16 protein-coding genes are annotated in these 18,503 nt (G+C 65.8%); 6 read left to right on the top strand and 10 right to left on the bottom strand.

Annotated features, from left to right (window positions below; genetic code table 11):
- Positions 1-54: 54 nt before the first annotated feature.
- Together R5O87_RS17350 and R5O87_RS17345 are read right to left on the bottom strand one after the other, a co-directional pair.
- On the bottom strand, positions 55-1,071 hold the full coding sequence (locus R5O87_RS17350) for a magnesium and cobalt transport protein CorA (RefSeq protein WP_410556884.1): 1,017 nt from the start codon (positions 1,069-1,071) through the stop codon (positions 55-57).
- A gap of 103 nt (positions 1,072-1,174) precedes the next feature.
- Complete coding sequence (locus R5O87_RS17345) at positions 1,175-1,573, bottom strand: cupin domain-containing protein (RefSeq protein ID WP_410556883.1); 399 nt, start codon at positions 1,571-1,573, stop codon at positions 1,175-1,177.
- Positions 1,574-1,819: 246 nt separating this feature from the next.
- Between R5O87_RS17345 and R5O87_RS17340 the strand changes: the two genes are divergently transcribed.
- Positions 1,820-2,176: a hypothetical protein gene (locus R5O87_RS17340; protein WP_410556882.1), complete on the top strand. Its 357-nt coding sequence runs from the start codon at positions 1,820-1,822 to the stop codon at positions 2,174-2,176.
- A 73-nt stretch (positions 2,177-2,249) separates the two neighbouring features.
- On the opposite strand, the gene R5O87_RS17335 is transcribed toward R5O87_RS17340, so the two are convergent.
- Positions 2,250-2,981, bottom strand: coding sequence for a glutamine amidotransferase (locus R5O87_RS17335; protein ID WP_410556881.1), 732 nt, complete (start codon positions 2,979-2,981; stop codon positions 2,250-2,252).
- Positions 2,982-2,984: 3 nt separating this feature from the next.
- Positions 2,985-3,686: a FadR/GntR family transcriptional regulator gene (locus R5O87_RS17330; RefSeq protein WP_410556879.1), complete on the bottom strand. Its 702-nt coding sequence runs from the start codon at positions 3,684-3,686 to the stop codon at positions 2,985-2,987.
- A 129-nt stretch (positions 3,687-3,815) separates the two neighbouring features.
- Here R5O87_RS17330 and R5O87_RS17325 point away from each other — a divergent pair, with 129 nt between their 5' ends.
- The 5 genes from R5O87_RS17325 to R5O87_RS17305 all read left to right on the top strand — a co-directional run bounded on the left by R5O87_RS17325 (position 3,816) and on the right by R5O87_RS17305 (position 10,784).
- Positions 3,816-5,201, top strand: coding sequence for an SLC13 family permease (locus R5O87_RS17325; protein ID WP_410556878.1), 1,386 nt, complete (start codon positions 3,816-3,818; stop codon positions 5,199-5,201).
- 66 nt (positions 5,202-5,267) lie between these two features.
- Positions 5,268-6,524, top strand: coding sequence for a CaiB/BaiF CoA transferase family protein (locus R5O87_RS17320; RefSeq protein WP_410556876.1), 1,257 nt, complete (start codon positions 5,268-5,270; stop codon positions 6,522-6,524).
- On the top strand, positions 6,521-8,053 hold the full coding sequence (locus R5O87_RS17315) for a carboxyl transferase domain-containing protein (RefSeq protein ID WP_410556875.1): 1,533 nt from the start codon (positions 6,521-6,523) through the stop codon (positions 8,051-8,053). Before R5O87_RS17320 ends, R5O87_RS17315 begins: the two co-directional genes overlap by 4 nt.
- Positions 8,054-8,125: 72 nt before the next feature.
- The gene (locus R5O87_RS17310) at positions 8,126-9,277 is read left to right on the top strand and encodes a glycosyltransferase (RefSeq protein ID WP_410556874.1); all 1,152 of its coding nucleotides are present in this window, start codon (positions 8,126-8,128) and stop codon (positions 9,275-9,277) included.
- Complete coding sequence (locus R5O87_RS17305; RefSeq protein WP_410556873.1) at positions 9,264-10,784, top strand: lipopolysaccharide biosynthesis protein; 1,521 nt, start codon at positions 9,264-9,266, stop codon at positions 10,782-10,784. Before R5O87_RS17310 ends, R5O87_RS17305 begins: the two co-directional genes overlap by 14 nt.
- Here R5O87_RS17305 and R5O87_RS17300 read toward each other — a convergent pair.
- The 6 genes from R5O87_RS17300 to R5O87_RS17275 form a co-directional block, all read right to left on the bottom strand.
- Positions 10,781-11,713, bottom strand: coding sequence for an aminoglycoside phosphotransferase family protein (locus tag R5O87_RS17300; RefSeq protein ID WP_410556871.1), 933 nt, complete (start codon positions 11,711-11,713; stop codon positions 10,781-10,783). The two genes, R5O87_RS17305 and R5O87_RS17300, sit on opposite strands and share 4 nt — an antisense overlap.
- Before the next feature lie 80 nt (positions 11,714-11,793).
- Positions 11,794-12,405, bottom strand: a complete 612-nt coding sequence (locus R5O87_RS17295) for a hypothetical protein (protein ID WP_410556870.1) — start codon at positions 12,403-12,405, stop codon at positions 11,794-11,796.
- On the bottom strand, positions 12,402-13,727 hold the full coding sequence (locus R5O87_RS17290) for a hypothetical protein (protein WP_410556869.1): 1,326 nt from the start codon (positions 13,725-13,727) through the stop codon (positions 12,402-12,404). Before R5O87_RS17290 ends, R5O87_RS17295 begins: the two co-directional genes overlap by 4 nt.
- A complete protein-coding gene (locus tag R5O87_RS17285; protein WP_410556868.1) occupies positions 13,705-14,496 on the bottom strand; it encodes a glycoside hydrolase family 16 protein in 792 nt (263 codons plus the stop codon). Before R5O87_RS17285 ends, R5O87_RS17290 begins: the two co-directional genes overlap by 23 nt.
- Before the next feature lie 8 nt (positions 14,497-14,504).
- Positions 14,505-16,742, bottom strand: a complete 2,238-nt coding sequence (locus R5O87_RS17280) for a hypothetical protein (protein ID WP_462836325.1) — start codon at positions 16,740-16,742, stop codon at positions 14,505-14,507.
- Positions 16,743-16,797: 55 nt separating this feature from the next.
- Positions 16,798-18,108: a glycosyltransferase family 2 protein gene (locus R5O87_RS17275; RefSeq protein WP_410556866.1), complete on the bottom strand. Its 1,311-nt coding sequence runs from the start codon at positions 18,106-18,108 to the stop codon at positions 16,798-16,800.
- Positions 18,109-18,503: the final 395 nt, after the last annotated feature.

Raw genomic sequence — 18,503 nt, 5'->3', positions numbered from 1 at the left:
GCTTCGATGAAGCTTCGGCTCCTGCGGAAAAACCGGTGTAAACCTGCGCTTTCCCTAGATCCAGTTGTTGTGTTTGAAGGCGGCGTACAGGATCAGCCCCATGCCGATCATCAGCCCCAGCGCCATGGGATACCCGAAGATCCAGTCCAGTTCGGGCATCGTGTGGAAGTTCATCCCGTAAATCGTCCCGATGAGCGTCGGCGCGAAGAGGATGGCCGCCCAGGACGAGATCCGTTTGACCTGCTCGCTCTGCGCGAAGCTGGATTCGGTGAGGCGGCGCATCTCGTCGTTCTGACGCTGGGCCACGAGTGCCGCATTGACGGCGAGGGCGTTCTGCAGCAGCGCCCGGAAGGACGCGATCCGGTCGTTGAGCCGCAGGACGTGGTCCAGCACGTCGCGGAGGTGGTCCTGGAGTTCAGGGCCAGGATGGTGGTCCGGCGCCCCGGTGATCAGGGCCTGCAGGATTCCGGCCAGCGGACCGGTGGCACGCTGCACGGTGATGACCTGGCGCGAGAGTTCGTAGATGCGGCGGGACACCTCCGGGTCCGCACCGAACAGCTCGTCCTCGATCTCGTCGATGTCGTTTTCCAGGCCTGCCGCAACAGGCTCGTACTCGTCAACCACCTGGTCCACGATGGCGTACAGCACGGCGTCGGGACCCAGGGCGAGGAACTCGGGCTGCGATTCCATCCGGCGGCGCACCCGCGCCAGGTCCGGTGATTCCGCGCGGCGGACGGTGACCACGAAATCCGGCCCGGCAAAGACGTGGATCTCGCCGAACTCCACCTTTTCGACGTCGTCGAGGTACCGTGCCGGGCGCAGCACCAGGAAGAGGGTTTCACCGTAGTGCTCAAGCTTGGCGCGCTGGTGGCCGGTCAGCGCGTCCTCGACCGCCAGGGGGCTGAGGTCGAACTCGTCCGCCACCGACCGCAGCTCATGGGGGTCGGGACGGTAGAGGCCGATCCAGGCCATGCCCTCGCGCTGCCGCAGCAGGAAGTAGGTCTCCTCCAGCCCCTCCGGATCAGCCGTCCGACGTCCGGCCACGTACACGGCGTTGTCGATAATGGCCATGACAGCGACTCCTCAGCTGGACCGGCACCCCATGGCAGTGACGTTATCCCTTCCGGGACGCCGTGCCAATAAGGGCCGCGGGCCAGGCCGCCGCGCGGGCCACTCAGATTCTGGCGTGCAGGCCGCGGCTGACCGGCCGCCCGAAGGACGCCGCGCCGAGGAATTCAACCGCCACGAACGGCTCGGACCCCACCACCCACTCATCGTGCCCCGGAGGAATCGCATATGTGTCATTGGCACGGATGAAGGAGCGTCCCCCCTCCGGTGTCTCCACCTCCATGGCACCGGAGATGCAGAACCCGAGGTGGTTGTGCTGGCAGAAGGGTGTCTGTTCCGTGGGCTTGGTGCATTCGGACCAGCGCCAGCCGGGGGCGAGGATCAGCCGGGCGACCGAGAAGTCGTTGACGCTGACCAGGTCAACCTCGGCTTTGTCCGGGCATCTCTTCTTGTCCGGTTCATCGAAGGACTTGACGGCTAGGGCAGTAATGAAATTGGCGGTCATGGACGGTACCTGCAGATTTGGTTGAGACCTGAAATATGAAGGTGGCTCCGGTGCGAAGCCCCACGCTGGCGAGGTGCGGACTGCCGCCGAGGCGTGACCGTGCAACAGCCGCATATTTTGGTGCGGCTGCCCCCTCGCCGCACGCGCACGCAACAGATCAATGTTGCGTAGTTCAACCGTAGACCTCCGCAGGCCGAAGTCAATGGGCAGCGTTGGGCGGCGAAAGATGGCCGCACGCGCACCATTTTGGCCACGGCCTCGGCGGCGGTCATCACCGCTTCGGCCATCGGCGGCACGGCCGTCGCACAGGCATCCCAAGGCGAGCGCCACTCGCCGGAAACCGCCGTCGCCGACGGGTTTGCCGCCGTCGACCGCGCTACGGCCTGGCGGCTGACCGGCAAGCTGAAGCTGGATTTCCACCCCGGGCAAGGGCAGGGCCACCTCTTGGTGGGCAACACCTGGGGTTCGCGCCGCTTCGTCGAGTGGAACCTGAAAGGCAAGGAACTGACCACGTGGCAGGCTCCGGACAACTTCATACAACGGCGAAGAGGGCAATGGCACCGAAATCCTCACCTACGAGGCCACGGTGACCCGGCGCACTAAGCGCCGTACAGCAAAACGGAAGCGGACGACGGCGGGGGCGTCCCGCCGTCGTCCGCCTGCGCTATCGCTGTGCTTACTTGCCGTAGAGCTTCACGAAGTTCCGCAGGATCTTCATCGGTTCGGTGGCCGTGTAGGTCCTGGCCTCGGCCATCAGCTGTTCGGCTGATTCGGGCGGGAAGTATCCGGCATGGCGGTAGATGTCGATCCTGGTCACCAGGCCTTCGGCGTCGAGCTCGGGGTGGAACTGAGTGGCGTACAGGTTCTGCTTGATCCGGAACATGTGCACCGGGCAGGCGGCCGAGCTTGCCAGCAGCACCGCGTGCGGCGGCAGCACCGTGCAGCCTTCCTTGTGGCCGGTGAAGGCGGTGAACTGCGCGGGCAGGCCGGCAAGCAGCGGGTCCGCCAGGCCTTCCGGGCTCAGGCTGATGGTCACCCCGCCCAGCTGCTCACCGTAGGTCCGGTCGATCACGGCGCCCTGGTGCAGGCCAAGGGTGCCCACGCCGTAGCAGGCGCCCAGGAACGGGAAGTCCTCCGCCACGATCCGGTCCAGCAGCCCGGACAGTTCGCGCTCCACTCGGTGCTGGGCCTCGCTCTTCTTCGCGGGCGGGTCGCTCGAGGTGAAGGGGCTGCCGCCGACGATGATGCCGGAATAGTCATCCAGGTCCAGCTCCGGCAGCGGCGCCCGCTCCATCCGGATCCGCTTCAGCTGGTCCGGCTCCAGCCCGCCAAAGCGCAGGTACGCCTCGTATTCGTCCTCCGCGGCGACGTCCTCGGCCCGCGAGGCGAGCAGCAGAAACGGCTTCACGGCTTACTTCAGCAGGGCGACGTCGGACACAAGGGTGATGTGGTCCAGCATGGCCGTCGCGGCGGCCTCCGAATCCTGGGCCCGGATGGCGTCCGCGATCTTGCGGTGCGAAGCCAGTGACTGCTCCGGCCGGCCGGGCTGCCCCAGCGACTCGAGCCGCGTTTCGAGGATCATCTCGGCAATGAAGGTCATGAGCTGGGCCAGCACGCCGGAGTGCGCCGCGGCGGTGATGGCCTGGTGGAACAGCTCGTCGCCATGCGCCCCCTTCGCGCCCGCAGCCACCTCCTCCGCCATGACGTCGAGTGCCTTGTCGATCGCCTGCATGTCCTCGTCCGTGCGCCGGACGGCGGCAAGCTCGGCCAGCTTGACCTCGAGCGTGCTGCGGGCTTCGACGATCTCGGGAAGACGGCTCCGGTGCTCGCGCAGTCCCTTAAGCACGGAGGGAACGTTCGGCCGGTAGACCAGGACCGCGCCGGTGCCGTGCTGGACGTCGATAACGCCGAGGACCTCCAGGGCCACCAGCGCCTGGGCAAGCGTGGCCCGCGAGACGCCCAGCCGTTCGGCCAGGTCCCGCTCTGCGGGCAGGGTGTCGCCGGGCCCCAGCTGTGCGGACTCGATGAAGTCCATCAGCTGCTCTACGAGCTGCTCGTAGAGCCGCGGGCGCGCGACGCGGGAAATCTGTTGCGTTGCGGTCTTCTTGGGCATGCGCATCCTTCCGGCGTTCTTGCATCAGCTTAGCGGAGGAGTATTGACAAAGTCACCTAGTGTCTAGGAGGCTAGGCCAGTGAGCCTGTAATCCCCATCACATCAACTCTCATCCCCGGAGGAACAACGATGTCCGCTCCCATCCTTTCCATCATCATCCTGGCGGTGATGTTCCTGCTGGCCACGGTGCTGCCCCTCAACATGGGCGCCTTGGCCTTCGTAGGCGCCTTCCTGCTCGGCTCGGTGGTCCTCGGAATGTCCACCAGCGACATTCTTGCCAACTTTCCCGGCGGCCTGTTCCTGACGATCGTCGGCGTCACCTACCTCTTCGCGATCGCGCAGAACAACGGAACCATCGACCTGCTGGTCCGCGGCGCGGTCCGGATGGTGGGCAGCAAGGTGGCCCTCATCCCCTGGGTCATGTTCGCCATCACCGCGGTCATCACCGCGGTCGGCGCCCTGTCTCCCGCCGCCGTCGCCATCATCGCCCCCATCGCCCTGAGCTTCGCCGCCAAGCACAAGATCAACCCCCTGATGATGGGCATGATGGTGATCCACGGTGCCCAGGCCGGCGGCTTCTCCCCGATCGCCGTCTACGGCGTCACGGTCAACGGCATCATCGCCAAGACGGACCTCGAGGCCAGCCCCATGGCGATCTTCCTCGCCAGCTTCGTCTTCAACCTCGCCATCGCCGTGGTGCTCTTCATCGTCCTGGGCGGCAGCAAGCTGCTCGCCACCAAGACCGGCCGGCTCGTGGAGCAGGCCGCCGAGTCCCGGATGGCCGTGAGCGTGGGCGCCCGCGCCGCCGGCGTCACCCTGCAGGGCTCCGGCTCCGACATCTCCTCCTCCGGCGTCGCCCGCAAGGGCACCTCCGGCTCCTCCGCAGCCTCTGACACCGCCGCCTCCGGCGCCCGGGCCACCGTCCCGCAGCTGGTCACGATTGCCGGCCTGATCGCGCTCGCCGTCATCTCGCTCGGCTTCAAGGTGGACGTCGGGTTCGTCTCCATCACCATCGCCATGGTCCTGGCCCTCGTCTCGCCCGCCGCCCAGAAGGGCGCCGTGAACAAGATCAGCTGGTCCACCGTCCTGCTCATCTGTGGCATGCTCACGTTCGTGGGCGTCCTCGAGGAAGCCGGCACCATCAAGTTCGTGTCCGACGGCGTCGCCCACCTCGGGATGCCGCTGCTGGCGGCCCTGCTGATCTGCTACATCGGCGCCGTGGTCTCGGCCTTCGCCTCCTCCACCGCCATCCTGGCCGCCCTCATCCCGCTGGCCGTCCCGTTCCTGTCCACCGGTGAGATCGGCGCCGTCGGCGTGATCGCCGCCCTGGCCGTCGCCGCCACGATCGTGGACGTCTCCCCGTTCTCCACCAACGGCGCGCTGGTACTCGCCAACGCCCCGGAGGACGTGGACAAGGACAAGTTCTACAAGCAGATCCTGGCCTACAGCGGCATCGTCGTCATCGCCGGCCCCGCCATCGCCTGGCTGGTCATGGTGCTCCCCGGCTGGATGTAGCCGCCCGAACGCAAATACCCCGGCCCAGCACCAGCAGCCCCTCAAGCAAGAGAAGGAACACCCAGCATGAGCCAAGAATCCACGCCCCAGCCCGAAGGCCCCCTCGCCGGCTACCTCGTGGTGGACCTGAGCCGGGCCCTGGCCGGACCGCACGCCGGCATGATGCTCGCGGACCTCGGCGCCCGGGTCATCAAGGTCGAGAACCCCGGCACCGGAGACGATACGCGCGGCTGGGGGCCGCCGTTTGTCGGCCCCGAGGACGATCCCCAGGCCACGTACTTCCTCTCCTGCAACCGCAACAAGGAATCCATCGCACTGGACCTGAAGAGCGACGACGGGCGGACGGTGCTGCGCGAACTGCTGGAACGGGCCGACGTCGTGATTGAAAACTTCCGGCCCGGAGTGCTGGACCGGCTGGGATTCTCCGCCGCGGAGATGCACGCACTGAACCCTGCGCTGGTGGTCCTGTCCATCACCGGTTTCGGCCACGACGGCCCCGAGTCCCGCCGCAGCGGCTACGACCAGATCCTGCAGGGAGAGGCCGGGCTGATGTCCCTCACCGGCTCCGGCCCGGACGACCCCCAGCGGGTGGGCGTGCCCATCGCGGACCTGCTCTCCGGCATGTACGGGGCGTTCGGCACGCTCGCGGCGCTGCTGCAGCGCGAACGGACGGGCCGGGGCCAGATCGTGCGGACCTCCCTGCTTGCCGCGCTGATCGGTGTGCACGCATTCCAGGGAACCCGGGCCACCGTTGCGGGCGAGGTGCCCAAGGCGCAAGGCAACCACCACCCGTCCATCGCGCCCTACGGCCTGTTCAACTGCCGGCAGGGCCGCGTGCAGATCAGCGTGGGCAGCGAGAAGCTGTGGCGCACGTTTGCCGCGGCGTTCGGCATCGATGCGGACCGGCCGGAGTTCGCGTCCAACGCCGAGCGCGTCCGGAACCGGGAAAAGGTCATCGAGGAGGTGGAGCGCGTCTTCGCCGAATATGAGGCGGAGCCGCTGCTGGCCATGCTGAACGAGGCCGGGATCCCGGCGGGCAAGGTCCGCACGCTGGACGAGGTCTACGCATGGGAACAGGTCCATTCGCAGGGCCTGGTGATCGACGTCGACCACAAGATCCTGGGGAACGTCACCCTGCCGGGGCCGCCGCTGCGCTTCTTCAGCGCCGCGGACACCGCGGAAACCACGCTCAAGGCTCACACGGCTCCGCCGCTGCTGGACCAGGACGGCGACCGGATCCGGCACTGGCTGGGGCTTGTTCCCGCCGACGCCGTTGCCGCCTCCGCCTCTGCGGGCGCCGCCGGGGAGGGCCGCCGAGCATGACTGCAGCCCACAAGGCCCGCCACCTGGACGCCACCGAACTCATTGCCGCCGTCCTCGACCCCGGTTCCTACCGCACCTGGGACTCGCCCGTGACGGACCCCGATCCCAGCCCGGAATACCGGCAGGAACTGGAGGCGGCCCGCGAAAAGACCGGCGTGGACGAGTCCGTCCTCACCGGTGAGGGGCTCATCCGCGGCCGGCGGGTGGCTGTCATCGTCAGCGAGTTCCGATTCCTTGCCGGTTCCATCGGCCTCGCCGCAGCGGAACGCATCGTGAACGCCGTCGAACGGGCCACCCGGGAGGGGCTTCCGCTCCTGGCCGGACCGGCGTCGGGCGGCACCCGCATGCAGGAGGGCACCATCGCATTCCTCTCCATGGTCAAGATCAGCGCGGCTGTCCGGGCGCACCGGCAGGCCGGCCTCCCTTATCTCGTGTACCTCCGGCACCCCACCACGGGCGGCGTCATGGCCTCCTGGGGTTCCCTCGGGCACATCACCGTGGCCGAGCCGGGCGCCCTCCTCGGGTTCCTCGGGCCGCGCGTCTACGAAGCCCTGTATGGTTCCCCCTTTCCGGAGAACGTCCAGGTGGCCGAGAACCTGTTCGACAAGGGACTCGTGGACGCGGTGGTCCCGCCGTGGCAGCTGTCCGACGTCGTGGACCGCGCTTTGAGCATTCTCGTCGCCGGCCCGCCGGCGCGGGTCCGTCCGCCGCGCACGCTGTCCGTGAAACCGTCCGACGCCGGCGCCTGGGAATCGATCGAAATCTCCCGGAACCCGCGCCGCCCGGACCTGCGGCAGCTGCTGGCCTACGGTGCCCGTGATGTGCTGCCGCTGAACGGCACCGGGCAAGGGGAAAAGGACCCCGGACTGCTGCTGGCGCTGGCCCGTTTCGGCCAGAAGTCCTGCGTGGTGATCGGGCACACCCGGCCCCGGCCCTCGCAGCAGACCGCCATGGGCCCGGCGTCGCTGCGCGAAGCCCGGCGCGGCATGCGGCTGGCCGAGGAACTCGGGCTGCCACTGGTGACAGTGATCGACACGGGCGGCGCGGCGCTGTCCAAGGAAGCGGAAGAGGGCGGGCTGGCCGGCGAAATCGCCCGGTCGCTCCACGACCTCATCGGGCTCAACTCCCCCACCGTCTCCGTGCTGATGGGGCAGGGCACCGGCGGCGGCGCCCTGGCGCTGTTCCCGGCCGACCGCACCATCGCAGCACAGCACGCGTGGCTGTCCCCGCTGCCGCCCGAGGGTGCGAGCGCCATCGTGCACCGCAGCACCGAGTTCGCCCCGGCGATGTCCGAGGCGCAGGGAGTCAACGTCGCCTCGCTCTACGCCCACGGCATGGTGGAGCACATCGTGGACGAGCGCGGCGACGCCGCCCTCGAGGGCAGGGCGTTCTGCCAGCGGCTGGGACAGGCCATCGAGTACGAGCTGGCCGCGCTCTCAACCGCCGGCGTGGCGGAGCTCCTGCCGCAGCGGCTCGAAAAGTACCGCCACCTCGGGGGCATGGTCCCCCTATTGGCTGTCCAACCCTGACCGAAGCCCGGGAGGATCATAGGGTCGGCCTCTTACGCTCTTGCAATGAGGCTTCTGTACATAACAGAAAGCATGCCCAACAGGGACCCTGTCCTCGGTGACGGCAGCTCGATGATTCCCTTCGAAGTGCTGGGAAACCTGCCTGCGGATGTGGCCGTGACGCTGCTGACCTTCGCAGGCCCCGTGCAATGCCCGGCAGATGTTCGCGGCCGGTGTGAGGCAGTACATGAACTGTCCCCGCGGGGGCATCCGTGGGCGTTGGCCCGGTCCGTGTTCAGCGTTCATGATGTCGGCGCCCAGGAACGTGCCACTGCCGCGGCAATCACAGCCGCATCGGAACTCTCAGCACAGTGCGACGCCACGCTGGTGCACGGGCCGCACGTCCTTTTCCTGGCCCACCATGTGCGCAGTCCCATGGTTCTGCAGACGGTTGACCCGTGGTCAATCCGGATCGGCATGGAGAGCGCCCTGGTGCGGGGATGGCGTGCGGCCTACAGAAGGTTGAAAGGAATGCTGGCCCTTCGGGCCGCACGTCAGCTGCCGGCAAGGGCACGTCTCTTGACGGTAGGCGCGCAGGATGCCGCCGAGTGGTCCAAACTCCTGGGCCGGCCGGTGCGCAGCATACCCAACGGCGCCAGGCCGGTGACCCGGACGGCGGACAGGGACGGCAGTCCCACCGTGTGTTTCGTCGGCAGCCTGAATTACGCTCCCAACATAGACAGCGCGAAGGCGCTGATCGGAAAAATTGCTCCCCTGGTGTGGCATGAGGTTCCCGAAGCCAGGTTTGTCATCGCCGGCCGCCTCCCCCCGCCGGAAATACTCTCGCTCGCCGGCCAGCGGGTGGACGTTCTCGCCAACGTCCCTTCGGTTGCCGAGGTGTTCCAGTTGGCGGACGTCGCCGCATTTCCGGACGAATTCGGAGTGGGCATCCGCAATTCTGTACGGGAGGCCCTGGCGGCGGGCCTGCCGGTCGTGGCAACGCCCGTGGCCGCCCGGGAACAGGACGCACACTGCTTGCTAACCGTGGAAGGGGATACTGGGAAGTTCGTTGAACACGTGCTGCGGCACCTGTCGGCGGAGCGCGCCGACCCGTGCAACGTTGAGGGCGATCTGGCGGCCGGCCGCACATGGAAGGCAGCAGCCCAGGACTACATGGACGAGCTGCGGGACGCCATCAGCGGGACAGTTCCTGTCCTAAAGGCCGCCGGGCATGAACTTCAGTAAGGGGAAACCGGGGGGAGCCGATCCTTCCGGAGTTGGTACAGACACAGCGGACAGCCGTCCGGCCCCTCCCGGAGAGATCGCCCGGGCAGGCGCCCGGGGCGCCCTCTGGCAGGGACTGGCATTCGCCGTCGGTAAGGCGATAGTCCTCGTCACCACCGTGGTGCTGGCCCGCCTGCTGTCCCCTGAACAGTACGGGCTGGTGGCGCTCGCCCTTGTCCTGATGGCATATGCCGAAACCGTCGCCGATGCCGGCGTGGCCCAGGCGCTGGTGTACTTGCCACGCACCCGGGACGCCGCGCGGGCGGCACTCCTGATCTCTGTTCTCATGGGCGGGCTGCTCACGGCCGGGGCAATCATTTCCGCCCCGCTTATTGCCGCATTTTTCGACCGCCCGGACGTAGCTCCCCTCGTCAGGGTCCTGGCACTGTCGCTGCTGGCGACGGCCTTGGCAGCAGTCCCTGAAGCCCTGCTCCGCCGCGAACTGCGGTTCCGGCAACTGACCGCCGCCACCGTCACCAGGGCCTGCGCCGCGGGCTCGGTCACTCTGGTGCTCGCGTTCGCGGGATACGGAGCGTGGTCACTCGCCATTGGCACCCTGGCCGGTTCTGCGGCGTACGCAACCGCGTGCTGGATCCTGCTTCGTGAGCAGCTGGACTGGCAGATATGGCGTGTCCGGAAGCAATCCCTACGGGAAAGCCTCGGCTTTGGTGCACCGGCGGCCGGGAGCACCCTGCTGGCCCGCCTGATCTTTGACGTCGATTACCTCATTATCGGCCGGGTACTGGGAGCATCCGCTCTGGGTTACTACACGCTGGCGTTCCGCTTGCCGGAGCTCCTGATCATCAATGTGTTCTTCGTCTTGTCCACGGTGATGTTCCCGCTGTACGCCCAGGTCCGCAACGATCAGGGCCGGCTCCGCTCCGGATACCTGAAGAGCGTCCAGCTCCAGTCGCTCTACGGCCTGACGGCCGGCGTGGGCCTGGCAGTCATTGCCCCCGTCCTTGTTCCTGTGCTGTTCGGGGGGCAGTGGACGGACGCCGTGCTCCCGCTGGTCTTCCTGTCGCTCTACGCCGCGGCCCGGTCCCTTGGAGCCGGTGCCAACGACCTGTACAAAGCCCTGGGCCGCCCCGGACTTTCGATCTGGATCTCCCTCGTTCGGCTGGTCATCCTGCTGCCGGTTCTGGTGCTCAGCACCCGGTGGGGCATACCGGGCGTCGCGTGTGCCCAGTTTGCCGTTGCTGTGCTGTTCGCCATCGGGATGCAGGCCGTGGCCGCCAAGGTAATGCGGCTGCAGGCACGGCAACTGCTGGCGGCCGCCCTCCCCGGCCTCGTTTGCGGAGTGGCCGTTGCCGTGACTGGACTGGCCGTGCGGGCGATTCCGCTGCCCGGCGATGTGCTCTCGGCGCTAGCCGTGATCCTCACGTGCGTCGGCGTGGTCTACGCGGTTCTGCGGTGGGCTTTCCCGTCCCTGCACGATGAACTTCTGCAGCTCGTCCGGCATCGCTAGCCGGGCCGCTGCCATGGGGCGTCCACTACGTGGCGCCACAGCCAGAAATCCCGGTCTGAGAAGACCGCCGCCCGGACCTGGCCCGCGCTCTGGTCCTCCTGAACCAGTAGCCGGTCCGCCAGCGTGGCCGCCGACCGCGCCCAGGTGGCGATGATCAGCAGCGGGATCAGGTCCTGATCGACGCCCCTCATCTGCAAGTGTTCGCGCAGTGGCTCACGTCCCCATCCGGCAGGCCCGAAGGCCTTGTCAAAAGCCTTCAGCTGATTGCTTCGCGTAAAGGCATGCTCGAAGGATTCACTCAGATACTGCAGGTAGAACACCAGATCGTGTCCGGGCACGCCGTCGGACGACGCCCGCTCCCAGTCAACCACCTGCAACTGGCCACTATCCGGAAGGAACAGGTTCGGATGGCTCAGGTCACCGTGTTCGACGACCGCCGGCAGCTGCACCGACCGCAGCGGTGCCAGAACCTTGTGGGTCCGCTCCACCAGTGATCCCACCTCTCCGTCCCCTGGCAGCATGCGGGACAGTCCGTGCAAGGGACGGCGGATTTTTCGCTCGTACCATTCCTTGTTGGAGTCCGCGGGCAACGTCCGCGGCAACTGCGACAGGAAGCTCGTACCGGCTTCCACAGCGCCCGCCAAGTCCCCGGCAACCTGCCGCGGATCCAATTGCGCGCCTGCCAAGGCGGTTTCCACCAGCACACAGTGGGGACCGACGTCGAGCAGCCCGACCACCTCCGGGATGCCCGGCATCCCGCCGCCTCCGGCGGAGCGCAACTGGCGCAACACATCTGCCTCCCGCCGGACACCTCCGTTGTCTCCGGGCCGCCGCGGGATCTTCACGACGAGGACGGGCTGCCGGGCATCACGCGCAAAGACCAACGCCACCACATGCCGCGAAGTCACGAACTGCGGCGTGAGGAGCACGCTGGCCCATTTCCTGCCGAGACCGTACCGGCCCAGGCCAAGTTCCTCGTAATGGTCCTGAAGGATCCGGTCAGCGAAGTTCATGGCAGCCGGCTCCCCGGACGGCGGCCCGTCACAGTACCCTCCGGGATGACCAGCTCGAACACCCGAAGCGCCAAGGCCAGCCGCCCAATCAACTCTTTGACGGCACCGAACGGGATGGCTTGGTGGCGAGCCAGCGTATCCCTCACTGCGGACCCTGAGGCCAGCGGCACCATACGCGATGGATGCCTGAGCCCGGGCGCATGCCACTGGACGGAGACGTCACGGAAGCCGTTGCGCACAAAAGCGCGCCTCCACCCGTACAAAGTGCGGGGACGCGTTGAGCCGGAGAGGGACCGCCTGAACTCGGCACACATCCAGCCGCCCGGCTGCATCCTCTGGGCGGCGGCCTCGAGGAGTTGCAGATCTGGTGACGAGAGCAGGACGACGTCGAACGTCGGGCCCGGGGGGCCGCCGTCGGAATCAATGCGTCCGGCGCCCGGATCGAGCAGCCGCAGGGCGGCCAGACTCTCACGGTCCACGGCGCCGCCGTAGCCCAGGTTTCGGGGCTGCACGACGGGAAGCAGGAACCGCCAGTCGAGGAGTCTCCACTGTTCCAGAGAAAGCGGCCCGGCGTTTCCCGCTTCTGTTGGCGGCGTGACGTCCGTCATCCCGGTATTTCCTTCCGCTGCTGCGGGCGCTTTCCTCCCGAACTGCCGGCTTTTCCGGCAAGGCTTCCCCACACGATGTCGGCGGCCTGCGTCCGGAGCATCTCCAGCGGTTGACACGCGTCCAGGACCCGGGATCCGGGCAGCCTTCGCGCCAGGTCCAGATAGGCGCGTCTCCGCTGCTCCAGAACTTCGGCGGAATGTTCCCCTTTCCTGGAAAACATCACCTCGCCCGGTGCATCCAGGACCATCACGACGTCAGCATTCGGGACCAGACGGAAGGCAAGGGCCGCAGCTATCCGGCCGCCGGCGCTGCTATCCACCGAGCCAGGCAGTATTGCGTCGTAGGGCAAGCGATCCAGAAGGACCAGACGTCCCCGTACCCTGTGGTAGCGCGCAACGACGGTTGCCCGGGCGAGCCTGACCATCTTCTTACCCAGCCGTCCGCCCGGAACCCTGCGGAGCAAAGGGTCCCAGGAGCCGGTGCTCCACATCCCCATGTACACATACTTTCCCGGAACAGGAAAAGTGCCTGCCAGGAGGTGCAGCAGGCTTGTCTTCCCGGCGCCGTCGGGTGCCATCACTCCCACAACCAGACCGGAGCCGGACCGCCCCTGAAGTGCCGGACCCAGCAGGCGCAGTGCCCGGTTGACGGCCCCTCGCCCCCGCGAGCCGACTGGAACCGCGGCAGTCCAGGCGGACCGTAGCTTCTCCGCCACCGCCGGGACATCGCCCGGGTTGGCCGATCGGAACGCATTCAAGACGGACGCCGCGCTTCCCTCGCCGAGTCGTTGATCGAGGAACTGGGCGACCGCATCGTCGGCAGTTGCAATCCCGGCGGCACGCCCGGCGGCCTCGGCACGGGCCAAAGGAATCTGCCCTTTGTCCATGACCAGGTGAAGCAATTGCAGCCATGCCTGGTCGGCAGGGGCCGGGAGCCACAGACCACATGTCCGAATTCGGCGTGCGAGGCTGGGTGCTCCGAGCGGGGTCCGCCATTGCTGGTACGGGCCAAACGCGATCTCGGTGACGATGTCCAATTTGACCCAAAGATCGTCAGCTCCGGCGTAACTGAAGTAGAACCGGTGGGTGCCGTGGCCTGGGGCCACTACGCGGTGGAAGCCAGCCTCCCTCATGAGGCTGTCAAGATCCGCTGGCTGTTTTTCCGCGACGAGGATGTCAACATCCCCTGCAGGACGGGCCAGGTCGTTCTCGCCACGCAACAGCATCCAAGGCGCGCCCCACTCCTCGAGGGCCTCGAAGGCCTTGGCGACCAGTGGATGAATCCCTCCCGACGGCGGCCTATCGAGTTGGTTCGTAGGCATACTGCACCACCCAATCTATCTGCAAGTGCCCATCCGGAGCGCTTTCCGGTGCGGGCGTGCCGTCCCTGGTTTCGGCCTGCAATGTCCAGCGCAGCTTCGTGAACGGCACACCGGATGGCAGCGATGTTTTGCTGACCAGGACACCGTCCCAGAACCACTTCACACCTCCTGGAGTCCATTCGGTGGTGGCCACATGCCAGTCCGTGGCATCCGTCGACGAGTATCCCCGGACAGGTGGATCGAATTCCATTCCAGACCCGTCGAATGATCCCCTGACTGCCGAAGTGGCGTAGAATTTTCTGCGGTCCAATGTCCCTTCAGGCCAGTCAATCTCGCCTTCATTCCAGTCATTGCTCAAGGGCCAGAGCATAAAGGCAACTTTATAGTCAGGCAGAATGTCCGAGCGGAAGCGAATGGAATATCGTCCGTATTTCTGGCCGGAATAGCCAAAGGGAACCACGCAGGCCACGCGCGGAATTTCATCCTTCAAGTGGAGAAACAAATCAAGCTTGCCATCGGCCACGGAAACCACTGAATCGGGGTCATAGACGCCACGTTTTGATGTATCCGGAAACCCCGAATAACCGCGCATATCTTCGCCATAAATCTCCCCAATCCGCCCCAGTGCAGCTGGAGTTGCGAAATCCTGGGCCTGGGTCTGCCGCCACCCGGGGAGATCGCCTATCGGCATATCGGCTGCATTCCTGCCGGAAGAAGCGAGGACCGTACCTGCAATTACGAGAATGACTGCCCCTCCCATCAGGTGCATGCCGGGCTTCATCTTTGTTCAACTCCAATGGGCTTGGGCATCTGGCCTATCTCATAGATTCGTACGGCTCCATTGTTGAAGACAATGTGTGCACTGCTGTCTGCAGCAAACTCCCGTTCGAGCCTGGGCAGCATGGCTGCATCGAAGAGTTGATGCGCAACAGCGTGCCGCTGCTGCCGGTCGGAGAATATAACAAAAGCCCTTTCATAGCTGCGAACTGTATTCGCATGTTTCCGCACTTCGTCGGGTGTGACAGTGTTCGTTGAGGATTTCAGGAAACTGGACAGTGATGATACGCGCCCGGACTCCAGGTAAAGCGGATAGTTGGAACCGATAAGCAGCGGGAAAAAGAAGTTTGTTTCGAAGATCAGGTCGCCTGGTTCGACTCGGGCATCAAGCCAGCGTCCTGCAGCCACGTCATCGCTGGAAACCCGGTAGTCCGCCTCCGGCTGGAAATAGACCGCAGTGAACAAGAGCGCCGTCGCCGTCAGCGAGGCACTGGCACCCAGGAGGGCTTTGCGGGTTCGTACTGGCCCTGACCAGAAAAGCCAGGCAACCCCGATGGCCAGCCACGGCAACGCGAAAAGATAGACCCGGAAACGCCCCTCGCCGCCGTACGACTGGCCGACCAGCCCGAGAACAGGCGCAACCGCCAACCACGCGACCATCACTGTTGTTCGGACCTCGCCCCGCACCAGCCGGCGAACATAGCCAGCCATCGCCAGGACACCAATCACACCCGAGAGCACCTGCGCAGCCCGTGCCTGCCATCGGCCCGCATCGGTTAGCTGCCCAGCTTGCGGGGGGTTGTAGCTGGCATTGGCAAACACATCGAAGCCGCTGAACAGCCCGTAATTCGACCGGACATAGTCGAGATTGGGAAGCAGGTACGCCACGGCGATCACCAGCAGCGCCGGCCCCAGCCATTTGGGCCTGAAGTATCCGAAAACAAAGAGCGGGAGGAGCCCCACGACGGCCAGGTAGGGGGTCAGCTGGTGGCTCACGACGATCACCGCCTGGAGGACCAGGATTCCCGCGATTGCCGCATTGCGGAGCGCCCGGCCAACAGGCGCCGCCGGCTCCTCCAGGTCCGGGTGATGCCGCCGTTTCCTGAGCCTCTCCTCGATGAAAGTCACCCACCGGACACGGGTGCCCCGGAGAAAGGTCAGTGCGGCGAGGCACACGGTCAGATACAACGTGAACGAGATGGCCTGCGGGGAGTAATAGTTCTGATTGACCCAATTGCCCAGGGTAAACACGAGCGTGGCGGTCCAGTGGAGGCGGGGGTTCCGCGTGATTGTCCTGGCGATGGCCAGGACAACCACAACATCGATGAGGGCAAAGCCGAGTTCGGCCCAGGGCGCGTAGTCAATGGCGTCCGGCAGCCCGACTGCTTCGCCGGTGAACGCACTGAGGGCGAAGAAGCCGGGCCACCGGTTGTAAATGTCGACCGACGGATCCACCCGTCCTGTAACGGCGATGAAATCCGTCACCGCGATGTGCTTGTAGGTCCAAGGTAGCCGGGGGACGCTGGAGAGCAGACTGGCCGACGCGTACAGGATTAGGACCAGTCCCGTCATTGAGACGCTCATGAGCCAGGGTGAAGCGACCCTGCGTGCCACGACCCCCCGGATGCACTGTGCAGACACAAGGGCTACGGCGACATACCAGGCCGGTCCCAGCGCCGGCAGCAGGCCCAGGTCGCCCAGCTGCCCGTCACTGGTGCCCGCCAGGCCGATGACCCAGAGCACCATTCCCACCACCACCATGAACCACGGAAGCAGGCCCCCGAAGGTTGGGCGGGCACTTAGGGCCGGGCGTCTGGCAGAAGGCAACGGCCGCCTCACGTAACCTGCCGGCACGAGCACAACGGCGGCGGACGCAAGCACCAGTGTGGCCGCGGCTATCGGACGGGGGTACCAAAACTGTGACCATACAAGCGACACGGCCAAGACGCTGTACAACGCCGCGCTGGAAACCAGCGTCCAGACCAGCCGGGCCACAGGGTCGGCCTTTGCAAGCTGACGCATGAGGGACCACCCGGGCAAAATAAGGCACGCGCCGAACTTGAAGGGGGCGGCAGCCGGGCCGCCGGCGTCAAGCAGGATGGCGGCAGCAGCCACCAGGCCGTAGAGGGCGAGGGAAGATTCCAACGGGCTACGCACCGCCCACTTCGATCCGCTCTGCAGCAGCGGTGGTGGCGCGGCGACATCAAGCTGTCCGAAACTGCTCATCTGGCATGCCACCTTTCTGGCCAGGGCTCGGCCGGCTCCGGGGACGGCGCCAGGAGGACGAGGCCATTCATTCGTCCGCGTCCTCCCCCGACCTGCGTTGCAGCAGGTAATTTATGGGCCCGATGGCAACCCAAAGCACTTCCAGCCAAAGCGCCATGGCAATTCGTGGACCCCATGAATCAAGCAGCAGGTCACGCTCCGGCGTGTCGCCGGAGGAAGGACGCCGGGCGTTCCGCCAAAAGCCGCGGACTGCCCGCGGGCTCCGGGCGAGTGCCAGTCTTGCCGTGCGCGGGTTGAGCAGAATTTTGGTGATCCAGGCACCTAAGCCGTTGCCGTAACCCTTGGCCTGGGTGCGCAGTGCCGCCAGGTCGTCGCGGTGGCGGTGCCAGACGATCGCTGAAGGCTGGAACACAAGCGAGTGCCCGCCCAGGATCACCCGCGTAAACATATCGATGTCCTCGCCGCCGCCTGTGCGGGTTCCGACGCCCAGTGACGTGTCAAAGGCGCCCAAGGCCAGTGCAGCGCAGCGATCAACAGCGAAATTTGCGCCGGTACCGAAAGCACCGACACAAAACGGGAAGGTTGGCAGGTCAACGGGCGGTTCTGCGAGCGAATATACCCTTGGTGACAGGCGCTTGGACCAGCTGACCCTGTCCTCGAAATACCCCTGGGCCTCTGAACGCATTTCGCCGGCGGGAACAAGGCCCGTGACACACTTCACGTCACCGGCCCGCGCAAAGCCGGCTGCGAGCTCCCGCAGCCACCATTTGTCGACCACGACGTCGTCGTCGGTGTACGCGACAATTTCCGACTGCGAATGGCGAAGCCCCGCGTTGCGCGCGTGGGACAACCCGGGAACCGGCTCGGTGACAAGGCGTACCCGCGGGTCTGGAAAAACGACCCGCACCAGATCACTGGTGGCGCTGTCTGTCGGTGCGTTGTCCACCACCACGACGTCAAACGTTGGGTAGTCCAGGCGTAAAACCGCGCTGAGCGATTCACGCAGCATCTCTGCCCGGTCCCTGGTGCAGATGACCACCGTGATGGCGGGCGTCGGTGCGCTATCGGGTACGGGCTCCGCCGCAGGAAGTGAGGCCGCCGCAGCCTCAAGCGCCCGCCGGTCTAAGATTCCGCCGCGGGCCTGGACGTCGACAAAGCCCCGCACGGAGAGTCCTTCCCGAACGAGCAATCGCGCCCGGGAGTAACCTTCGGAGTTTCGCAGTTTGAGGACTGCATGGCCTAAGAGGCAGTCGATGTCAATCGCGCCGATCCATCTGGCCCCCTGCCATTTGGGCTTCACATGGCTCGGCATGGCCTGGACAAGTTCCAAAACAAAATTTTTTGCGGCGGGAAGAAGTTCCCTGTCCTGCTCGGCCATTTCATTTTCTTCCCGATATTTGCACGGGTGCATTAATCATGGCCCTGACAGAAGCCTTCACGGTGAATGTATCCGTTTCAGGCAGAATTATGGAAGGTTGAGGTAAAAACGCCACGAGTCTCACCACTTCATAACAATCACGATCCGGAGCCGGCGTGGGTTATGGCACCGTGCCATTCCTGACCAGTTCAGAATCCTAAGGACGATACGGAATTGTTAATGGATATTTGAGCGAGACCCTTGAAGCTTGCAAACACATAAATCTGGCACTGGACCGGTGTTGGCCAGGCCTTCTCCCCTGATTCGCACTGCGGCTGGGTATGCCGTGCAGAATAGCCTAGGGCGTCCTCAATCCATCGTCGCGAGTAGCAGCTACTCGTCTTCCCACCAGACCG

Source organism: Arthrobacter globiformis, from assembly GCF_046536215.2.
Taxonomy (GTDB): Bacteria; Actinomycetota; Actinomycetes; order Actinomycetales; family Micrococcaceae; genus Arthrobacter; species Arthrobacter globiformis_E.
Note: the sequence above shows the minus strand (reverse complement) of the source record. Positions and strands in the feature narration are given on the sequence as shown.

Excerpts from the sequence above, each read along its gene's own strand:
- R5O87_RS17350 (WP_410556884.1), bottom strand. The coding sequence starts at position 1,071 with ATGGCCATTATCGACAACGCCGTGTACGTGGCCGGACGTCGGACGGCT.
- R5O87_RS17345 (WP_410556883.1), bottom strand. The coding sequence starts at position 1,573 with ATGACCGCCAATTTCATTACTGCCCTAGCCGTCAAGTCCTTCGATGAA.
- R5O87_RS17330 (WP_410556879.1), bottom strand. The coding sequence starts at position 3,686 with ATGCCCAAGAAGACCGCAACGCAACAGATTTCCCGCGTCGCGCGCCCG.
- R5O87_RS17325 (WP_410556878.1), top strand. The coding sequence starts at position 3,816 with ATGTCCGCTCCCATCCTTTCCATCATCATCCTGGCGGTGATGTTCCTG.
- R5O87_RS17320 (WP_410556876.1), top strand. The coding sequence starts at position 5,268 with ATGAGCCAAGAATCCACGCCCCAGCCCGAAGGCCCCCTCGCCGGCTAC.
- R5O87_RS17315 (WP_410556875.1), top strand. The coding sequence starts at position 6,521 with ATGACTGCAGCCCACAAGGCCCGCCACCTGGACGCCACCGAACTCATT.
- R5O87_RS17310 (WP_410556874.1), top strand. The coding sequence starts at position 8,126 with ATGCCCAACAGGGACCCTGTCCTCGGTGACGGCAGCTCGATGATTCCC.
- R5O87_RS17305 (WP_410556873.1), top strand. The coding sequence starts at position 9,264 with ATGAACTTCAGTAAGGGGAAACCGGGGGGAGCCGATCCTTCCGGAGTT.
- R5O87_RS17295 (WP_410556870.1), bottom strand. The coding sequence starts at position 12,405 with ATGACGGACGTCACGCCGCCAACAGAAGCGGGAAACGCCGGGCCGCTT.
- R5O87_RS17290 (WP_410556869.1), bottom strand. The coding sequence starts at position 13,727 with ATGCCTACGAACCAACTCGATAGGCCGCCGTCGGGAGGGATTCATCCA.
- R5O87_RS17285 (WP_410556868.1), bottom strand. The coding sequence starts at position 14,496 with ATGCACCTGATGGGAGGGGCAGTCATTCTCGTAATTGCAGGTACGGTC.
- R5O87_RS17275 (WP_410556866.1), bottom strand. The coding sequence starts at position 18,108 with ATGGCCGAGCAGGACAGGGAACTTCTTCCCGCCGCAAAAAATTTTGTT.